This window comes from uncultured Salegentibacter sp. (assembly GCF_963972535.1).
Classification (GTDB): Bacteria; Bacteroidota; Bacteroidia; order Flavobacteriales; family Flavobacteriaceae; genus Salegentibacter.
Genome location: NZ_CAXAVR010000051.1, coordinates 1 through 18622, shown reverse-complemented (window position 1 = coordinate 18622; position 18622 = coordinate 1). Strand labels below are relative to the sequence as shown.

Annotated in this window: 14 protein-coding genes; 13 read left to right on the top strand and 1 reads right to left on the bottom strand. The window is 37.8% G+C overall.

Annotated elements, in window-relative coordinates; all coding sequences use genetic code 11:
• Positions 1-197: 197 nt before the first annotated feature.
• The 7 genes from topA to AACZ30_RS08025 all read left to right on the top strand — a co-directional run bounded on the left by topA (position 198) and on the right by AACZ30_RS08025 (position 9765).
• Entirely contained in the window at positions 198-2747 is a 2550-nt protein-coding gene (gene topA / locus AACZ30_RS08055) for a type I DNA topoisomerase (RefSeq protein WP_075325736.1), read from the top strand.
• A 3-nt stretch (positions 2748-2750) separates the two neighbouring features.
• Positions 2751-3911, top strand: a complete 1161-nt coding sequence (locus AACZ30_RS08050; RefSeq protein WP_075325737.1) for a formimidoylglutamase — start codon at positions 2751-2753, stop codon at positions 3909-3911.
• A 115-nt stretch (positions 3912-4026) separates the two neighbouring features.
• Complete coding sequence (gene gldK / locus AACZ30_RS08045; RefSeq protein ID WP_075325738.1) at positions 4027-5391, top strand: gliding motility lipoprotein GldK; 1365 nt, start codon at positions 4027-4029, stop codon at positions 5389-5391.
• A gap of 50 nt (positions 5392-5441) precedes the next feature.
• Positions 5442-6104 carry a gliding motility protein GldL gene (gene gldL, locus AACZ30_RS08040; RefSeq protein ID WP_339648720.1) on the top strand — a complete coding sequence of 221 codons (663 nt, stop codon included), beginning with the start codon at positions 5442-5444 and terminating at the stop codon, positions 6102-6104.
• Between the two features lie 54 nt (positions 6105-6158).
• Positions 6159-7703, top strand: a complete 1545-nt coding sequence (gene gldM / locus AACZ30_RS08035; RefSeq protein WP_208224282.1) for a gliding motility protein GldM — start codon at positions 6159-6161, stop codon at positions 7701-7703.
• Positions 7704-7716: 13 nt separating this feature from the next.
• Positions 7717-8610, top strand: a complete 894-nt coding sequence (gene gldN, locus AACZ30_RS08030; RefSeq protein ID WP_075325741.1) for a gliding motility protein GldN — start codon at positions 7717-7719, stop codon at positions 8608-8610.
• Positions 8611-8709: 99 nt separating this feature from the next.
• Positions 8710-9765: an FAD-dependent oxidoreductase gene (locus tag AACZ30_RS08025; protein ID WP_339648719.1), complete on the top strand. Its 1056-nt coding sequence runs from the start codon at positions 8710-8712 to the stop codon at positions 9763-9765.
• On the opposite strand, the gene AACZ30_RS08020 is transcribed toward AACZ30_RS08025, so the two are convergent.
• Positions 9762-10148: a DUF983 domain-containing protein gene (locus AACZ30_RS08020; protein WP_093305750.1), complete on the bottom strand. Its 387-nt coding sequence runs from the start codon at positions 10146-10148 to the stop codon at positions 9762-9764. The genes AACZ30_RS08025 and AACZ30_RS08020 overlap by 4 nt on opposite strands.
• A gap of 107 nt (positions 10149-10255) precedes the next feature.
• Here AACZ30_RS08020 and AACZ30_RS08015 point away from each other — a divergent pair, with 107 nt between their 5' ends.
• The 6 genes from AACZ30_RS08015 (at position 10256) to AACZ30_RS07990 (ending at position 18520) form a co-directional block, all read left to right on the top strand.
• Positions 10256-12175 carry an ABC-F family ATP-binding cassette domain-containing protein gene (locus AACZ30_RS08015; protein WP_339648717.1) on the top strand — a complete coding sequence of 640 codons (1920 nt, stop codon included), beginning with the start codon at positions 10256-10258 and terminating at the stop codon, positions 12173-12175.
• Between the two features lie 60 nt (positions 12176-12235).
• Positions 12236-13378 (top strand): efflux RND transporter periplasmic adaptor subunit, encoded by a 1143-nt coding sequence (locus AACZ30_RS08010; protein WP_339648716.1) that lies wholly within the window; start codon positions 12236-12238, stop codon positions 13376-13378.
• A complete protein-coding gene (locus AACZ30_RS08005; RefSeq protein WP_093305744.1) occupies positions 13375-16581 on the top strand; it encodes an efflux RND transporter permease subunit in 3207 nt (1068 codons plus the stop codon). Before AACZ30_RS08010 ends, AACZ30_RS08005 begins: the two co-directional genes overlap by 4 nt.
• Complete coding sequence (locus AACZ30_RS08000) at positions 16565-17899, top strand: TolC family protein (RefSeq protein WP_339648714.1); 1335 nt, start codon at positions 16565-16567, stop codon at positions 17897-17899. The genes AACZ30_RS08005 and AACZ30_RS08000 overlap by 17 nt, the downstream gene beginning before the upstream one ends.
• A gap of 3 nt (positions 17900-17902) precedes the next feature.
• Positions 17903-18085 (top strand): CPXCG motif-containing cysteine-rich protein, encoded by a 183-nt coding sequence (locus AACZ30_RS07995; protein WP_075325748.1) that lies wholly within the window; start codon positions 17903-17905, stop codon positions 18083-18085.
• 81 nt (positions 18086-18166) lie between these two features.
• Entirely contained in the window at positions 18167-18520 is a 354-nt protein-coding gene (locus AACZ30_RS07990; RefSeq protein ID WP_339648712.1) for an STAS/SEC14 domain-containing protein, read from the top strand.
• Positions 18521-18622: the final 102 nt, after the last annotated feature.

The window sequence follows — 18622 nt, the reverse complement described above, 5'->3', positions numbered from 1 at the left end:
TGATTTTATTTTGTTTGGTTTTTTAAGGATGCCCCGCAATACTGCGGGGTTTTTTTATAAATTATTGAGAAAAGAATTTTTTTATACGTGAAGCCGTGAATGTGGCTGTTTTACAAGCTATTTCTACTTGTTTTGTAAAATCATTTAGGATGTTAAAAAAAAATTGATATACTTTTGCAGCTAGAAAAAAGAGAGTTATGGCAAAGAATTTAGTGATTGTAGAGTCCCCTGCCAAGGCGAAAACCATCGAAAAATTTTTAGGAAAAGATTATAAGGTGGCTTCCAGTTTTGGACATATTGCCGACCTGCCTACAAAAGAATTAGGTGTTGATACCGAAGGTAATTTTAAACCAAAATATATAGTTTCTAAAGACAAAAAAGATGTAGTTAGAAAACTAAAAGGTTTTGCAAAAGATGCTGATATGGTATGGCTGGCAAGTGATGAAGACCGGGAGGGAGAAGCTATAGCCTGGCACCTTGCCGAAGAGCTTAATCTTAAAAGTGATAAAACCAAAAGGATTGTTTTTCACGAGATCACTAAATCGGCTATTCTTAAAGCTATTGACAATCCCAGGGATATTAATTATAACCTGGTAAATGCCCAGCAGGCCCGTAGGGTTTTAGACAGGTTGGTAGGTTACGAACTTTCGCCGGTTTTATGGCGAAAAGTTAAAGGAGGTCTTTCTGCCGGGAGAGTACAATCTGTTTCAGTGAGACTTATTGTAGAAAGAGAAAGAGAAATTCAAAATTTTACTGCGGAAGCTTCCTTTAGAATAGACGCCGAATTCACTACAGAAGACGGTAAATCTTTTAAAGCAAAAATCCCGAAAAATTTTGATACCCGTAAAGAAGCCGAAGCATTTCTTCAGCAAAACTTAGGATCAGATTTTAAAGTAGCAGAACTTACTACCAAGCCTGCAAAAAAATCTCCTGCACCACCGTTTACCACTTCAACTTTGCAACAGGAAGCTGCCAGGAAGTTGTATTTTTCAGTAAGTAAGACCATGACTATGGCGCAACGTTTATACGAAGCAGGTCATATTACTTATATGAGAACAGATTCGGTAAACCTTTCAGAAGATGCACGAAAAGGAGCTAATGAAGAAATTTTAAAGGCTTACGGAGATAAATACGCAAAATCAAGACAATTTAAAGGAAAAACTAAAGGCGCTCAGGAAGCTCACGAAGCAATTCGCCCAACAAATTTTGCCAGCCACTCGGTAAGGGCAGATCGGGACGAACAACGCTTATATGAGTTGATCTGGAAGCGAGCTATCGCTTCACAAATGAGTGAAGCCCAATTGGAACGTACTAATGTAAAAATTGAAGCTTCTAAACACGATAAGCAGTTTACTGCAAATGGAGAAGTTTTGAAATTTGACGGTTTCCTGAAAGTTTACCTGGAAAGTACCGATGATGATGAAGATGCAGAAGAGCAAAACGGAATGTTACCGGCTTTAAAGGAAAATCAGCCGCTTAATAACAAATATATTACCGCAACAGAAAGATTTACAAGACCGCCATATAGATATACTGAAGCTTCTTTAGTGAAAAAACTGGAAGAATTGGGAATTGGACGTCCTTCTACTTACGCACCTACAATTTCTACTATTCAGAATAGGAATTATATAGAAAAAGGGTCGGTTGAAGGTACAGAGCGCGAGTATTTGCAATTTGTATTGAAAGGTTCTGACATCAAAGAGAATAAATTAACTGAAACCGTAGGAAGTGATAAAGGAAAATTAGTGCCAACTGCCGTAGGTATGGTGGTGAACGATTTTCTTGTGAATCATTTTTCAAACATTCTTGATTATAATTTTACCGCGAGAGTTGAGCAAAGTTTTGATGATATCGCGGAAGGAAATGAAGAATGGACGCATATGATGAAAGAATTCTATGAAGACTTTCATCCGCAGGTTGTAGATGTAGCCAAAAATGCCGACCGAGAGGTTGGAGAAAGAATTTTAGGTGAAGATCCTGAAACCGGCAAGCCTGTAAGTGTAAGGTTAGGAAAATTTGGGCCTATGGTTCAAATTGGTTCCGTAGAAGATGATGAAAAACCAAAATTCGCCAGTCTTGGTCCAGACCAAACTTTAGATTCGGTTACTTACGAAGAAGCGATGGATCTTTTCCAGCTTCCGAAGGAATTAGGAGAGTATAAAGATGAAAAAGTTGAGGTAAATAATGGCCGTTTTGGTCCTTATGTGAAATTTGGCAAGAAATATGTTTCGCTTGAAAAAGGCGAAGACCCATTAAACGTAGATTTTGATCGCGCAATGGAGCTGATCAAGGAAAAAGAAAAGGCGGATGCTCCAATTCACCACTACGAAGATATGCCGGTGCAAAAAGGTGTAGGCCGTTTTGGTCCTTTCTTAAAATGGAATGGTATTTTCATTAATGTAAATAAGAAATACGATTTTGATAATCTTTCTATTGAAGATATTGAAACCCTAATTGAAGATAAAAAGCGTAAAGAGCGTGAGAAGTTGATCCACAACTGGGAAGAAGAAGGAATTAGGGTTGAAAAAGCACGTTGGGGAAGGTTTAATATTATAAAAGGCAAGACTAAAATTGAGTTGCCAAAAACCACAGATGCCGAAAACTTAAGTTTGGAGGAAGTAAAAGAAATTCTTGAAGAGAAATCTAAAAAGAAAAAAAAGACTACTAAAAAGAAAGCTCCGGCTAAAAAAACGACTGCTAAGAAGAGCACGGCAAAAAAGAAAACCACTACAAAAAAGAAGAAGTAATATATGGATTTAGATTTTCTGAGTCCCCTTTCTGAAGAGTTGCTTAGGGAAATTGCCGGTTTTGGTGAACATTCCCTGGGAAATTCAGTAAAAAAACATACCGCCTCTCACGGTTTGCCAGATTTAGATGGCGTACAAATGGCAGTGGTGGGTATTAAAGAAAACCGGCTGGGAGAAGAAATAGACTTTCTTGATTTTGTAGATGTAAGAAAGGCTTTTTATAGTTTATTCCCGGGAAACTGGCACATTAATATTGCCGATTTGGGGGATATTGAAAAAGGCGAGACTGTAGAAGATACTTATTTTGCAGTGCAAACCCTGGTGGCGCAATTAGTGAAAAAAGATTTGATTCCCGTGCTTTTAGGCGGAAGTCAGGATTTGGTTTACGCACAATACCGGGCTTACGATACTTTAGATCAAATGGTGAATCTTGTAAATATAGATAGCCGTTTTGATTTAGGGGATGCCGAAAACCCTATAGGCAATCGCTCTTACGTGGGTAAGATAGTGGTTAATCAGCCTTATAATTTATTTAATTATTCCAATATTGGCTATCAAACCTATTTTAATTCGCAAGATGAAATAGAATTAATGGAGCGCCTGTTTTTTGACGCTTATCGTTTAGGAGAAGTTAGTAATAATATAAAATTAGTAGAACCGGTAATGCGAGATGCAAATATGGTGGCTATAGATTTAGCAGCTGTAAGTGCACCTTCATCGGGTTCTCGTGATATTGCTTCCCCTAATGGATTTGATGGGAAGGAAATTTGTGCGCTTTCACGATATGCGGGGATTAGCGACAAAGTAAGCTCTTTCGGGATTTATGAATATGATAATTTAAAATTCGGAAATTTGGGCGCCATGTTAATGGCACAAATGATGTGGTATTTTGCCGAAGGGGTAAATTACCGGACTAACGAAAATACTATTTCGGCAAAAAAAGAGTTTATAAAGTATCAGGTTCCTATAGATGATGAGGTTTTAGTGTTCTACAAAAGTCCTGTTAGCGGGAGGTGGTGGATAGAGATTCCGTTTCTTGAACATGTAGATACTAAATTAAAAAGGAGTACGTTATTACCTTGCAGTGAGGAAGATTACCTGGAAGCTTGTAATCAGGTAATTCCAGAAAGATGGTATAAAGCAAAAAGAAAAAACGAAGTTTAAAATAATTTCAGGCATTCTTGGTATTTACTGTATTTTTACCTAAAATATTGTTTTTTAAAAAATAATTAGATAGGTTTACTGCCGTAAATTGAGATGTCTTAACCTAAGAGAAACTATGAAGAAATTTATTTCGCTAATAGCTGTTCTGGCCTTGCTTTCAAGCTGTGGGCGTGGAGATCGTGGACAGCTGGTTGGTGCGAAAGGGGAGAAGTGGAATCCGGAGAAACCACTTGGGATGACATTAATTCCTGGAGGTTCATTTATAATGGGAAAGTCTGATGATGATATCGCAGGCCAACGCAATGCCCCGCCTAAAACGGTGACCGTGCGTTCTTTCTATATGGATGAAACCGAAATTACCAATGCCGAATACCGTCAATTTGTTAATGATGTAAAGGATTCTATTGTTAGAACCGAATTAGCAATTATGGCTGAAAACATGGGCGAAGCAGAAGGCTCAGGCGGAATTGGAGATTACGCTTTTATGGATGCCGATGAAGGTGATATGACGCCTTATGAAGAATATATGCTGAATACATACGGCCAGGGTGGCCCATCTGATACCTACGAGAACCGCCGTTTAAATAAGGATATTGATATTATTTGGGATACAGAAGATTACCCAGATGTGTATTATGCGGAGGTTATGGATATGATGTATATCCCCATGGAAGAAGTTTATAACGGCCAACGTACCATAGATGTAGAAAAATTAAAGTTCACTTATACCTGGATGGATGTGCAAGGTGCCGCTAAAAAGCAAGGAAATAGAAGTGATTATATAAAAAGAGAAGAAATTCAAATTTATCCCGATACTACAGTTTGGATAAGAGATTTCAACTATTCATATAACGAGCCTATGCATAATGATTATTTTTGGCATAGTGCTTTTGACGATTATCCTGTAGTGGGAGTTACCTGGAAACAGGCAAGGGCTTTTACGCAATGGAGAACTTTATATCATAATTATTACCGAAGAGAAAAAGGTGAGCACAACGTGCCTTCTTACCGTTTACCAACCGAGGGTGAATGGGAATACGCAGCTCGTGGTGGTTTAGAAGGAGCTACTTACCCGTGGGGAGGTCCTTATGCCAAAAACGACCGTGGTTGTTTTATGGCCAACTTTAAACCATTAAGAGGCGATTACGCGGCAGATCAGGCACTTTATACTGTTGAAGCTCAATCTTACGATCCAAATGATTACGGTTTGTATAATATGGCCGGAAACGTGGCAGAGTGGGTAGATTCGTCTTACGATCCCGCTTCTTACGAATACATGTCTTCAATGAACCCAACGGTTAATAATCCCGACGATATGCGAAAAGTAGTTCGCGGAGGTTCCTGGAAAGATGTAGCTTATTTCCTTCAGGTAAGTTCAAGAGATTATGAATATGCAGATTCTGCAAGAAGCTATATTGGCTTTAGAACAGTTCAGGATTACCTCGGAACAGATGTTACCCTAAATCAACCAAACAGATAATTAACAACAACCTATTGAACCAGTAGAAAATCTAAATCTATTTTATTATTATGGCAAAATCGAATTCAACAAAGAGAATAACAAACATGGTGTACGGTTTAGGTGCATCAGTTGTAATATTAGGTGCACTTTTTAAAATTATGCACTGGCCAGGAGCAAACCCAATGCTTATTGCAGGGCTTATTGTAGAAGCTCTTGTATTCGCATATTCAGCATTTGAACCAACAGACGATGATCTTGACTGGTCTTTAGTTTACCCTGAATTAGCCGGTGGACAAGAAACTCGACGTAGCGCAACAGTAATTGAGGAAGACAAGGAAACTCAGGGCCAACTTTCTAAGAAATTAGATGAAATGCTTAAAGAAGCCAAGATAGATGCTAATTTAATGAGCAGCCTTGGGGACAGTATTCGTAATTTTGAAGGAGCGGCAAAAGGAATTGCTCCTACTGTAGATGCTATGGCTTCTCAAAAGAAATACAGCGAAGAGCTTACTACAGCAGCTACGCAAATGGAAACCTTAAATAATATTTATAAAGCTCAGGTAGAATCAGCTTCACGCCAGGCAGAAATCAACCAGGAGGTTGCAGAAAATGCCGGTAAATTAAACCAGGAAATGGGATCTCTTGCAGCTAACCTTTCTTCTTTAAACGGAGTTTATGGAGGTATGCTTACAGCTATGAACGGTACCCGCAGTGGTGTGCCAACTAATTAGTGAATTTATTACCCCTGAAAACCTAAATTATTAAAGAACAAAACTAATTAGCACATGGCGTCTGGAAAACAAACCCCAAGACAGAAGATGATTAACCTGATGTATCTGGTGTTCATCGCAATGATGGCACTAAATATGTCTAAGGAAGTATTGACAGCCTTTGGTCAAATGAATGAAGACCTTGAGGAATCTAATGCTACTACATCTCAACGTAACGATATGGCAATGGCCGGTTTAGCCGCCAAAGCCGAAGAACAACCTGCAAAATATGAAGAATTAAAAGCTAAAGCCGAACAAATTGGTGTGCTTTCAGATAATTTATACAATACGGTAGGTAATCTTAAAGATGAATTATTAGCTGATTATGAAGGTGAAGATAGAAACAATTATGAATCTATGGATCGCTCTGATAAGTTAGACAACTTATTTTTTGCGAGTGGAAGAGTAACACCAAGAGGAGAAGAGTTTGTTGCAGCTATAGATACTTATAGAAATGAAGTACTTAATATTCTGGGAGATGGTTTTCCGCAGATTAGAAGTGAAGTTGCAAACGATTTTTCTACGGAAGAAATTACTGATAACGAGAATGTAACCAAACCCTGGTTGATGTACAACTATCAGGGATTTCCGTTAATTGCTTCTCTTACAAAATTAACTCAGATACAATCTGATGTTAGAACAACAGAAAACGATATTTTATCTTCAATGCTTGAAGGGCAATTGCAAAGTGACGTTTCCTTAACTAATTATCAGGCCATAGTAGTGCCAGACAAAACGGCCTTTTTTAGTGGTGAAAACTTTAAAGGTAAAGTAGTTTTAGGTCGTGTAGATCCTACTTTAAAGTTTGAAAATGTTACTATAAACGGCAATAATGTAGAGAGCACACAGGCGGGACAGGTTATGTTAGATTTCCCTGCAGGTAATGTAGGTGAAAAAGAAATTAACGGAGAGCTTCAGTTTAAAGAAGGTGACTCAATTGTGAGAATCCCTATTAATAGTTCTTATGCGGTTATACCAAAGCCTAATTCAGCAGTTATTTCTGCTGATAAAATGAATGTACTTTATCGCGGAGTTCAAAACCCAATGACGATTTCTATTCCTGGTGTAGGTAGTATTAGTGCTCAGGCTCCAGGACTTTCACCAGCTGGTGGTGCGGGACAATACGTGATGAACGTTACTAATTTACAGGCTAGAGAAGTAGCAATTAATGTAAGCGGTAAGCTTCCCGGTGGAGAAACCGTTTCAGATAGTAAAACATTTAGAATTAAAGATATTCCAAGACCGGCAGGTACGGTTAGGGGAGAAGATGGATCGGTGCAAATGCAACGTAATAGTTTAGAAGTTTCTACTATTGGTGCAACACTTCCAGATTTCGATTTCAATCTTGATCTAAACGTAACAGGATTTAGTTTTAAAGTACCGGGACAACCAACTATTCAGGTTAATGGTAGTAGGTTAGACGATAGAGCAAAAGCTGCTCTAAGAAGAGCAGGACGAGGAGAATCTGTGCAAATTTTTGATATTCAAGCGGGTATCTCTGGTAACTCTGGATATAAACTGAAGAAAGTTTCTCCGGTTGTTATAGAGTTAACAAATTAATAAAATTTAGAAGATGAATTGGAGAGGATTTTTATTGAATGCTTTGGTGTTTTCTTTCACAATAACATCTTTTGGGCAGGCGAATATTTTAAACGCTAAAGACCCTGAAGATATTGGCAGGAAAACCGAAGCCCAGATTCAAAGTGATATAAATGATAAACCACTTGAATATGGATACATTGAAGATCGTGATGTATTATGGTCTAAAAACGTATGGGAAAAAATAGATCTTGATGAAAGGGTTAATTTCCCATTGTATTATCCAATAGATACTAATAATATTGGGAATAACCGTAGGGCCCTGTACGATGTTTTGGTTTCTGCTATTAAAAGTGGTAAAATTCAAAACATTTATGCCGATTCTTACTTTAAAGAAAAGAGAACCCTTAAGGATATTGAAGCGACCTTATCTAAAGTAGATACTACAGATCTTGGAATTGAGCAGTATAATGCCGGGGAACAGGTTGAAGAACAATTTATAGATAGACGGGATTTAAGTGCCGCTGATATCGCAGAATATCATATTCGTGGAATGTGGTATTTTGATAAACGCCAGGCAGAATTGAAGTATAGAATACTCGGTATAGCTCCCGTAGCTCCCGATGTAAACTTTATAGATTCTGGTCAAACCGATCTGGTAGAATTATTTTGGGTTTGGTTTCCCGATGCCAGGCAGGTTTTGCATGATAATAAAGCCTTTACCGGCAGTAGTTCTGCGCAAACCGTCACCTTTGATCATTTACTGAATTCCAGAAGATTTGATGGGATGATCTATAAAGAAGATAACGTCTATGGAGATCGTGAAATTGATGAATACATTGTAGATAATGCGTTTATGGAACTTTTAGAAGCCCAGCGTATTAAAGAACAAATAAGAAACTTTGAGCTGGATATGTGGAATTACTAATTCCTTTAAAAGTTTCAAAATTTATTAGAAAAGCGTTCCTTATGGAGCGCTTTTTCATTTTTAATAGGGAGGTTAACTATAAATTTTTAATTTTAAACTATGTTAGATTATATAGTAGTTGGTTTAGGCCTAAGCGGAATTGCAATAAGTCAAAGGCTGGAAAACAGAAATAAGAAATTTGTAGTTTTTGAAGATAATTCTCAAAAATCTTCCCTGGTTGCCGGTGGGCTGTTTAACCCGGTAATTCTTAAACGTTTTACCCTAGCCTGGAATGCAAATGAGCAAATGAAGATCGCGATTCCTTTTTATAAGGAATTAGAGGCAAAATTACAGGCTAAGATCGTTTATCCTGTAGAAATTTATAGAAAATTCTTTTCAGCTGAAGAGCAAAATAACTGGTTTGAAGCGGCAGATAAACCTTTACTTTCAGAATATTTAGATACCGATCTAGTTAAAAATATTAATCCTTGCATTCCTTCAGAATTTTCTTTTGGAAGGGTTCGCCAAACCGGGGTTATTGATACCGATGTGCTCATAAAAGAATACCGAAATTATTTAAAAAATAATAACAAAATTCAATTTGAAAGATTTGATTATTCGGCGCTTCAGGTTAATGAAGATTCTGTTAGCTATAATGGAGTTTCAGCCAAACAAATCGTTTTTTGTGAAGGATTTGGAATGCAACATAATCCTTTCTTTAATTACCTTCCGCTACGCGGAAATAAGGGAGAATATATCACTATTTATTCAGAAGATTTAAAACTGGAAGAAGCAGTAAAATCTTCGGTTTTTATTATTCCGCTAGGGAATAATTTATATAAAGTTGGGGCCACTTATAACAACAAGGATACAGATCCGCAACCCAGTAAAACTGCACGGGAAGACCTGGAAAATAAAATTAAGAAGTTAATTACCTGTAAGTTTGAAGTTGTAGATCAGTCAGCAGGAATTAGACCTGCCAGCAAAGACCGCAAACCAATGTTAGGAAGACATCCTGAATATAAAAACCTGTATTGCTGCAATGGATTTGGCAGTAGAGGCGTGCTTATTTCTCCAATGGTTTCAGAACAATTAATCAGCTTTATTGAAGAAAATGTTCAGCTTCCGCAGGAAATAGATTTACAAAGATTCAATAAGAAACATTATGAGGCTTAGCGTTTCCCCGCATTGGGTTTGTAGTTAAGAAAGAAATTAATCCAAATATTTCTGGAAAGCCTTATAATAATAGGCATAAATACCACTAGCGTTCCTATTATGGCCCAAAAGGAGGTCATTAATCCACCTCCAAAAAAGAAATAGGCAATCACAAATGCAGCTACAGAAAATGCGATGCCTACCGCATAGCTTACATACATAGCTCCAAAAAAGAAAGAAGGCTCTATTTTATATTTTGTTCCGCAGTTAGAACAGTGCTCGTGCATTTCAAAAATACGTCCTAATTTATAAGGATTGCTTTCAACATACATACTCTCTTCGTGGCAAACAGGGCAGGTTCCTGTAAGTATACTGTAAAGCTTGGTTCCTTTTAAAAATTCCATAATTGATAATCAAGGGGTTATAAGTTTCGTTGAGGCTTTAGATTGGGAGTAAACATATTTTTTTCACGTTGTAAATTTAGGCATATTTGCAAAAATAAAATCAACAAATGCTTAATATTCATAATCTCTCTGTTTCCTTTGGCGGAGAATTTCTTTTTGAAGAAATAACCTTTAGACTGGACGCGGGAGATCGCGTTGGTTTAATAGGAAAGAATGGTGCCGGAAAATCTACAATGCTTAAAATTCTTGCCGGCGAGCAGGAATACGATGGTGGGCAGATTGCGCGTGATAAAGAACTGAATATTGGTTTTTTAAAGCAGGATATAGATTTTGAACAGGGTCGCAGTGTTTTAGAAGAAGCGCAACAAGCTTTTGTTGAAATAAAGAAACTTGAAAAGCAAATTGATGAAATTAACCATCAATTAGCAACCAGAACCGATTACGAAAGTGAATCTTACACCCAACTTATTCAGGATTTAAGTGAGATTACACATACTTACGAAATAATTGGCGGGTATAATTACGAAGGCGATACTGAAAAGGTCTTGCTGGGGCTTGGTTTTCAGCGGGAACAATTTGGTAAACTTACCGAAACTTTTTCGGGAGGTTGGAGAATGCGAATAGAACTCGCTAAACTTTTACTTCAAAATAACGATATTCTATTGCTGGATGAGCCTACCAACCACCTGGATATTGAAAGTATTATCTGGCTGGAGAATTTCCTTAATAATTATTCAGGCTGTGTGATTATTGTTTCGCACGATAAAATGTTCCTGGATAATGTTACCAATAGAACCATAGAGATTTCGCTTGGCCAGATTTACGATTTCAATAAGCCGTATTCAAAATACCTGGTGCTTAGAGAGGAATTAAGAGAGCAACAACTGGCCGCACAGAAGAATCAGCAACGTGAAATTGAGCAAACCGAAAAACTCATCGATAAATTTAGGGCGAAAGCTTCAAAAGCTTCAATGGCACAGTCGCTTATCAAAAAACTTGATAAAATAGATCGGATTGAGGTAGATGAAGATGATAACGCGGTGATGAATGTGAGTTTCCCTATTTCTATTCAACCTGGGAAAGTGGTTATAGAAGCAGAGGGAATTGGCAAAGCTTATGGTAATAATCAGGTTTTAAAAGATATTGACCTTTTAATAGAACGAGGAAGCAAAATTGCCTTTGTTGGTCAAAACGGGCAGGGTAAAACTACGCTTGCCAAAATTATTATTGATGAAATTCCTTATGAAGGACATTTAAAACTGGGTCACAATGTTCAGTTAGGATATTTTGCGCAAAATCAAGCCGATTACCTGGACGGTGAGAAAACCGTTCACGATATTATGATTGATGCTGCTAACGAAAAAAACCGAAGCAAAGTTCGGGATATGTTGGGCTCCTTCCTCTTTAGAGGAGATGAAGTAGAGAAAAAGGTAAAAGTACTCTCTGGTGGTGAAAGAAACCGTTTGGCGCTTTGCAAATTAATGCTACAGCCCTTTAACGTGCTTATTATGGATGAGCCTACCAACCATCTTGATATTAAATCTAAGAACGTATTAAAAGAAGCTTTGAATAGGTTTGAGGGAACATTAATAATTGTTTCTCACGACAGGGATTTTCTTCAAGGACTTTCTAATAAAGTTTATGAGTTTAAGGATACCAAAATAAAGGAATATCTGGGCGATATCAATTACTTTTTAGAGCAGCGTAAGCTTGAAGATATGCGTAGTGTAGAGAAAAAAGATAAAGCAGCCAAAGTGCAAAAGGATGCTGCCGGTTCTAACAACAAAAAAGCCTACAAAGACCAGAAAAAGGTAAAATCCTTAAAAAATAAACTAAGCAATACCGAATCTAAAATCACTAAGTTAGAAAAAGAACTCGAAACGCGTGATATGGAATTAGCTACAAATTACGAGGAAGTTGCAGCGAAACCAGGATATTTGGAGAAGTATAAAACAAAGAAAAAAGAGCTAAACTCTCTTATGAAAGAATGGGAAGAAATTCAGGAAAGCCTGGATAGTTTAGCATAAACAATTCTTATAATTTCAAGTTTAAATTAAACCAATTGGGCAAATAGGTGTCTTACACACATGGATAAACGCAAAATTATACTTTCTATACTTGGAGTGTTACTTATTGTTTTAGCAGTTTTTGGCGCAAAAGCAATTATTGATAGTAATGTGAAAGAAGTTCCCGAGACTACCAAAGTGGTAAAAAATGTATTTGTAGAAACTGTTGAAAACCGAAGGGTTCCCATAATAGTTCCCGCCAATGGTAATGTTACCGCGCTTAAAAAAATGGAGCTTTTTTCTGAAGTAGAAGGAATTTTCCAGTACAGCAGTAAAGATTTTAGACCCGGGCAACGTTATAATAAAGGCCAGGTGCTATTAAGTATTAATTCAGAAGAATATGCTGCAAGTGTGCGTTCGGCTAAAAGTGAATTATTCAATAATATCACTTCCATTATGCCCGATCTTAGAATGGATTATCCAGATTCTTTTCAGAAATGGCAGGATTACCTGAATAATTTTGATGTAAACAGTACAACCAAACCTTTGCCTGAGGCAGATTCAGATAAAGAAAAATATTTTATTACCGGCCGCGGAATCCAATCGGCTTATTACGAGATAAAGAACCTGGAAGAACGCCTTAGAAAATTCAATATAGTTGCCCCATTTAATGGAGTTTTAACTGAAGCTTCCGTAAACCCGGGAACTTTGGTAAGACCCGGCCAGAAACTTGGCGAATTTATAGATCCTTCGGTTTACGAACTTGAAGTTGCTGTTGGGAAAAAGTTTTCAGATTTATTAAAAATCGGAGAAAATGTAGCGCTCCAGGATCTTGACGGGAATCAGACATACACAGGTACCGTAAGCAGGATAAATGCCAGGGTAGACCGAGCTTCACAAACCATCCAGGTTTTTATAAGAATTGTAGATCCCGATATTCGGGAAGGAATGTACCTGGAAGCAAAATTAGATGCTCGTGATGAGGATAATGCCATTGAGATTGCCAGGGAATTGTTGGTAGACCGGTCAAAAGTTTACGTGGTAAAAGATAGCGTGATGGTTTTAGAAGAAATTAATCCTGTTTATTTTTCCAGCAATAAAGTGGTGATAAAAGGCCTTGAAGATGGCGATAAGCTTGTTTCGGCCCCTGTTCCCGGCGCCCATCCTGGAATGAAAGTGCAAATACAGGAAGAGAAAGACACTGCTAAAGCCGAGGAATTTTGAGAAAATTAATTAGTTATTTTATAAAATATGAGGTAGCCGTTAATGTGGTAATCCTCGCTTTTGTAATTTTTGGCCTCGTAGGTGTATTCAGCTTAAATTCTTCCTTTTTTCCTTTAGAAGAATCACGCATCATCAATATTAGTGTAAATTATCCGGGTTCAGCTCCAGAGGAGATTGAAGAAGGGATTATTCTTAAAATTGAAGATAACCTTAAAGGCCTGGTGGGTATAGAACGAGTGACTTCTACAGCACGGGAGAGTGGCGGTTCAATTACAGTAGAAATAGAGCAGGACGAAGATATAGATGTTATGCTCACCGAAGTAAAAAACGCGGTAGACCGCGTTCCTACTTTTCCTGGCGGAATGGAGCCTTTAGTGGTTTCTAAAGAAGAAAGAGTGCGCCCATCTATTAGTTTTGCTATTAGCGGCGATGGCGTGCCGCTGGTAACGCTGAAACGTATTAGCGAGCAAGTAGAGAACGATCTAAGGCAGCTTGACGGAATTTCGCAAATAGAAATTTCTGGATTTCCTGAAGAAGAAATTGAAATTGCAGTGAGCCAGGACGATCTTTTAGCTTATAACCTAACTTTTGAAGAAGTTGCCAGAACCGTTGGCGCAGCAAATATCTTAAGTACCGGCGGAACTATTAAAACCGAAGCAGAAGATTATTTAATAAGAGCAAACAGCCGTAGTTATTATGCCGATGCTTTAAACGATTTGGTTATAAGATCTTCAGCTACCGGTCAAACTACCCGCTTAAGCGATGTGGCCGAAGTTAGGGATCAATTTGGTGAAACTTCTAACTCTTCATATTTCAACGGCAATATTGCTGTAAATGTAGCGATAAGCAATACCAATAATGAAGACCTTTTATCGGCTGCAAAAAAGGTAAAAGAATACGTAAAAGATTATAATACGAAAAGCAGTAATATTCGCCTGGATGTAGTATCAGATTCTTCTATTACATTAGGGCAAAGAACCCAGCTCCTGCTAGAAAATGGGGCAATGGGAATATTTCTCGTGTTATTGTTCTTGTCGATTTTTCTAAATACAAGGCTGGCATTTTGGGTGGCTTTTGGGCTTCCCATTGCGTTTTTGGGGATGTTTATATTTGCTGGTCAGTTTGGAGTAACTATAAACGTCCTTTCTTTATTCGGGATGATTATCGTAATTGGGATCCTGGTAGATGATGGGATTGTAATTGGTGAAAACATTTATCAGCATTATGAAATGGGGAAAACTCCCGTTCAGGCTGCTTTAGATGGTACAATGGAAGTTATTCCTCCCATAATTTCAGCTATTTTAACTACGGTTTTAGCTTTTTCAACATTCTTATTTTTAGACAGTAGAATTGGTGAATTTTTTGGCGAAGTTTCCACAGTGGTCATTCTTACTTTAGTGGTTTCATTGGTAGAAGCACTTATTATCTTACCGGCCCACATTGCTCATTCAAAAGCATTACAAGCCAGAAATGTTGAAGAAGATAACAAGAAAACCGGCCTGGCTAAGTTCTTTGTTAAGATGCGGGTAGTAAACCGCACCGGGGATAAGGTTATGAGCTATTTAAGAGATAAATCTTATAGCCCCGTATTAAAATTTGTACTTAAACAACAAATGCTTTCTTTAGGAATTTTGGTTGCTGTTTTAATTCTAACCATTGGCGCAATTGGTGGCAACTGGATTAGGATAACCCTATTCCCAAGTATTGCCAGTGACAGGGTGAGTATAGATCTTTTAATGGCTGAAGGAGTGAATCCCGAAAAAACAGACTCCATTATTTCTATGGTTGAAGCAGCTGCCTGGCGCGTAAATGAAGATTTTAGCAGTCGCCAAAGCGGAAATAAACAAGTTGTAGAAAATACTATAAAAAGAGTTGGCCCCGGAAATAATAAAGCTTCTTTACAGGTAAATTTACTGCCCGGAGAAGAAAGAGATATTGGATCGCCAGAAATTACAAATGCTATTAGGGATGAAGTAGGGCCTGTTTTTGGTGTAGAGAACCTCACTTTTGGCTCTGGTGGTAATTTTGGAGGAGATCCGGTTTCGGTGTCTTTACTGGGAAATAACCTCCAGGAACTGGAAGCTGCAAAAGAAGAATTAAAGGATAATTTTGAAAATAATGCGCTTTTAAAAGATGTTAAGGATAACGATCCGCAAGGTATAAAAGAGATTAATATTAAACTGAAAGAAAGCGCTTATGCGCTTGGCCTGGATCTTAGTGAAGTGATGCGCCAGGTGAGAAACGGTTTTTTCGGAACTCCGGTGCAGCGTTTTCAGCGGGGTCAGGATGAGATTAGGGTTTGGGTTCGCTACGATCTTGAGAATCGTTCTTCTATAAACGATTTAGACGATATGCGATTAACCACACCAGATGGCGCGCGTGTACCGTTTAATGAAATTGCAAATTACGATATTGTGCGCGGTACCGAATCTATAAGCCATTTGGACGGACTTCGGGAAATTAGGGTGAGTGCAGATATGGAAGATCCCAACGGAAGTTCTACTGAAATTTTAGCAGACATCAGAAGCAACGTAATGCCCGATTTGCTTGCAAAATATCCCAGTTTATCGGTTTCTTATGAAGGACAAAACAGGGAAGCCAACAAACTAACCGATTCCGCTAAGGGAGTATTACCGGTGGTGTTATTCCTTATTTATGCGGTAATCGCTTTTACTTTTAGAAGTTACAGCCAGCCATTATTATTAATGATAATGATTCCTTTTAGTATTATTGGGGTTGCCTGGGGGCACTGGATTCACGATTTTCCGGTAAATGTACTTTCAGCTCTAGGAATTATTGCTTTAGTAGGAATTATGGTGAATGATGGGCTGGTACTTATAAGTAAGTTTAACGGAAACCTGCGAGACGGGATGAAGTTTAATGATGCACTTTACGAAGCCGGCCGGGCAAGATTTAGGGCTATTTTTCTAACCTCGCTTACCACTATTGCGGGAATGGCACCATTACTACTTGAAAAAAGCAGGCAGGCGCAATTCTTAAAACCGATGGCAATTTCTATTTCTTATGGAATCGCTATTGCTACAGTACTAACCTTACTACTTTTACCATTACTTCTATCTATCAGTAATAATATTAAAGTGAGTGGAAAATGGCTCGCCAGCGGAAACAGAGTGACGCACGAAGAAGTAGAAAGAGCTATTAAAGAACAAAAAGAAGAAAAAGCACATGGGGAGATCGGTTAATTTAATACTTGTGGTCGCTATTTTTTGTATGGGTAGTATGGTTGCGCAGGAAGAGAATGTCTTAACCAAGGAAGAAGCTATAGCACTCGCGTTAGAGCGTAATTACGGTATTAAAATGGCTAATAACGATGTGGAAATCTCCGAAAACAATCAGGGAATCCTTAATTCTGGCTATTTACCATCGGTAACCGGGCGAGCAGGTGCCGGTTACGATCTTAACAACAGGCTTACTGAGCCCGAAGAAGGTGAACCGCTAGATCAACAAGGCATAGAAAGCAATTCTTATAATGCATCTATAAATTTAGATTACACTTTGTTTGATGGTTTAGGTAGGTTTTACAACTACAAAAGTTTAAAAGAACAATACGATTTATCTAAACTACAGGCCCGTGAAACCATAGAAAACACTATGCTTCAGTTGTTAACCGTTTACTATGAAATTGCACGGCTAAGCGAAAATGTTGAAGTATTAAAAGATGTTCTGGAAACTTCAAAAGAGCGTGTAACCAGAGCACAATACCAGTTCGATTACGGGCAAAGTAATAACCTGGCGGTGCTTAATGCCAGGGTAGATGTAAATAACGATAGTGTGAACCTGCTGCAAACCCGTCAACAACTGGATAACACCAAACGAGATTTGAATGTTTTGGTAGACAGACAAATAATGAACAAGGATTTTGAGGTAGATACCACGGTTACTTTTATTCCAAAATTACAATTGGAAGCCTATATTGAGGAAGCCGAAGCTAATAACGTTTCCTTGCTTCAGCTGGATAAAAATTTGGCTATTACAGAATACGATATTAAAATTAGCAAATCTGGTTATTTGCCTACTATAGATCTTAACGGCTCTTATGGGTGGAATTTTAATAGAAGTGCTGCAACAGCTTTCTTTCCCGGAAGCCGCCAAACTACTGATGGTATTTCTGGAGGTGTAAGTTTAACCTGGGATCTTTTTGATGGTGGTACTACTTCTGTGCAAATTCAGAATGCTAAAATAACCCACGAGAACCAGGAGTTGCAAAAGAAACAGGTAGCTCTGGGAATTAGGAGGGATATTGCTAATGCTCTGGGAAATTATGAAAACCGGTTATATATTTTAAGGGTTCAGGAAGAAAACGTAGCTACAAACCAGGATAATTTTGAACGTTCCCAGGAACAATTTAACCTTGGAAGAATTACTTCTATTGAATTTAGACAGGCCCAGGTGAATTTACTGGATGCAAGAACGAGTCTTAATCTCGCAAAATATGATGCAAAGATTGCTGAATTGGAGTTACTACAGCTCACCGGCCAATTGTTGAATATTGAATTGTAATTTATGTTTGAACACTTTTTTCAATGTCCCTATTGCTGGGAAGAAATTTCTGTACTTCTAGATCCATCGGTTAGCAGTCAAACCTATATTGAAGACTGCGAGAATTGCTGTAACCCTATAGAAATACGTGTCTCTTTTGAGAATGGAGAATTAACTTCTTATGAGGCCGTGAATATTGAACAGTAAGCTTCTAAATTACTTTTCATCTACTTCCAAATTCATTTTCTTTTTTTAACTTAGGGAATATACTAACCATTCTATAGCCCAATGGAAAAAACTTTTGAGTTTGCCGATCATGTTGTCGGTTTCATGATTAAAGAAGAAATTGATCACAAAAAAATGAAAGACATCCTTTCAAAAATAGAAAATCGTTTAGAAAAAATAAGGCCAATATGTCTTTATTTAGAGGATGAATCTGATGAAGGAATCTCACTTGGAGGTTTTTTTAAGGCAGTAAAATTTCATTTTTCACATTCTGAAGATCTAAAAAAAATAGCTATTGTTACTGATGATAAGATGTTTAAGAAATCTATGAAAATAAAAGATTTTATTGTTCCGGCAGATGTAGAAGCGTTTAAAAAAAAGGAGAGAATGAAGGCTATGAATTGGGTAATGATTTAATTGAAAAAAGCTTTGGAGAAACAAAAAATGACTGTATATTTGCAGTCGATATCGCGGGATAGAGCAGTAGGTAGCTCGTCGGGCTCATAACCCGAAGGTCAC

What these genes read in the sequence shown, in the direction of transcription:
- topA (WP_075325736.1), top strand. Translation starts at nt 198, where the DNA reads ATGGCAAAGAATTTAGTGATTGTAGAGTCCCCTGCCAAGGCGAAAACC.
- AACZ30_RS08050 (WP_075325737.1), top strand. Translation starts at nt 2,751, where the DNA reads ATGGATTTAGATTTTCTGAGTCCCCTTTCTGAAGAGTTGCTTAGGGAA.
- gldK (WP_075325738.1), top strand. Translation starts at nt 4,027, where the DNA reads ATGAAGAAATTTATTTCGCTAATAGCTGTTCTGGCCTTGCTTTCAAGC.
- gldL (WP_339648720.1), top strand. Translation starts at nt 5,442, where the DNA reads ATGGCAAAATCGAATTCAACAAAGAGAATAACAAACATGGTGTACGGT.
- gldM (WP_208224282.1), top strand. Translation starts at nt 6,159, where the DNA reads ATGGCGTCTGGAAAACAAACCCCAAGACAGAAGATGATTAACCTGATG.
- gldN (WP_075325741.1), top strand. Translation starts at nt 7,717, where the DNA reads ATGAATTGGAGAGGATTTTTATTGAATGCTTTGGTGTTTTCTTTCACA.
- AACZ30_RS08025 (WP_339648719.1), top strand. Translation starts at nt 8,710, where the DNA reads ATGTTAGATTATATAGTAGTTGGTTTAGGCCTAAGCGGAATTGCAATA.
- AACZ30_RS08020 (WP_093305750.1), bottom strand. Translation starts at nt 10,148, where the DNA reads ATGGAATTTTTAAAAGGAACCAAGCTTTACAGTATACTTACAGGAACC.
- AACZ30_RS08015 (WP_339648717.1), top strand. Translation starts at nt 10,256, where the DNA reads ATGCTTAATATTCATAATCTCTCTGTTTCCTTTGGCGGAGAATTTCTT.
- AACZ30_RS08010 (WP_339648716.1), top strand. Translation starts at nt 12,236, where the DNA reads ATGGATAAACGCAAAATTATACTTTCTATACTTGGAGTGTTACTTATT.
- AACZ30_RS08000 (WP_339648714.1), top strand. Translation starts at nt 16,565, where the DNA reads ATGGGGAGATCGGTTAATTTAATACTTGTGGTCGCTATTTTTTGTATG.
- AACZ30_RS07995 (WP_075325748.1), top strand. Translation starts at nt 17,903, where the DNA reads ATGTTTGAACACTTTTTTCAATGTCCCTATTGCTGGGAAGAAATTTCT.
- AACZ30_RS07990 (WP_339648712.1), top strand. Translation starts at nt 18,167, where the DNA reads ATGGAAAAAACTTTTGAGTTTGCCGATCATGTTGTCGGTTTCATGATT.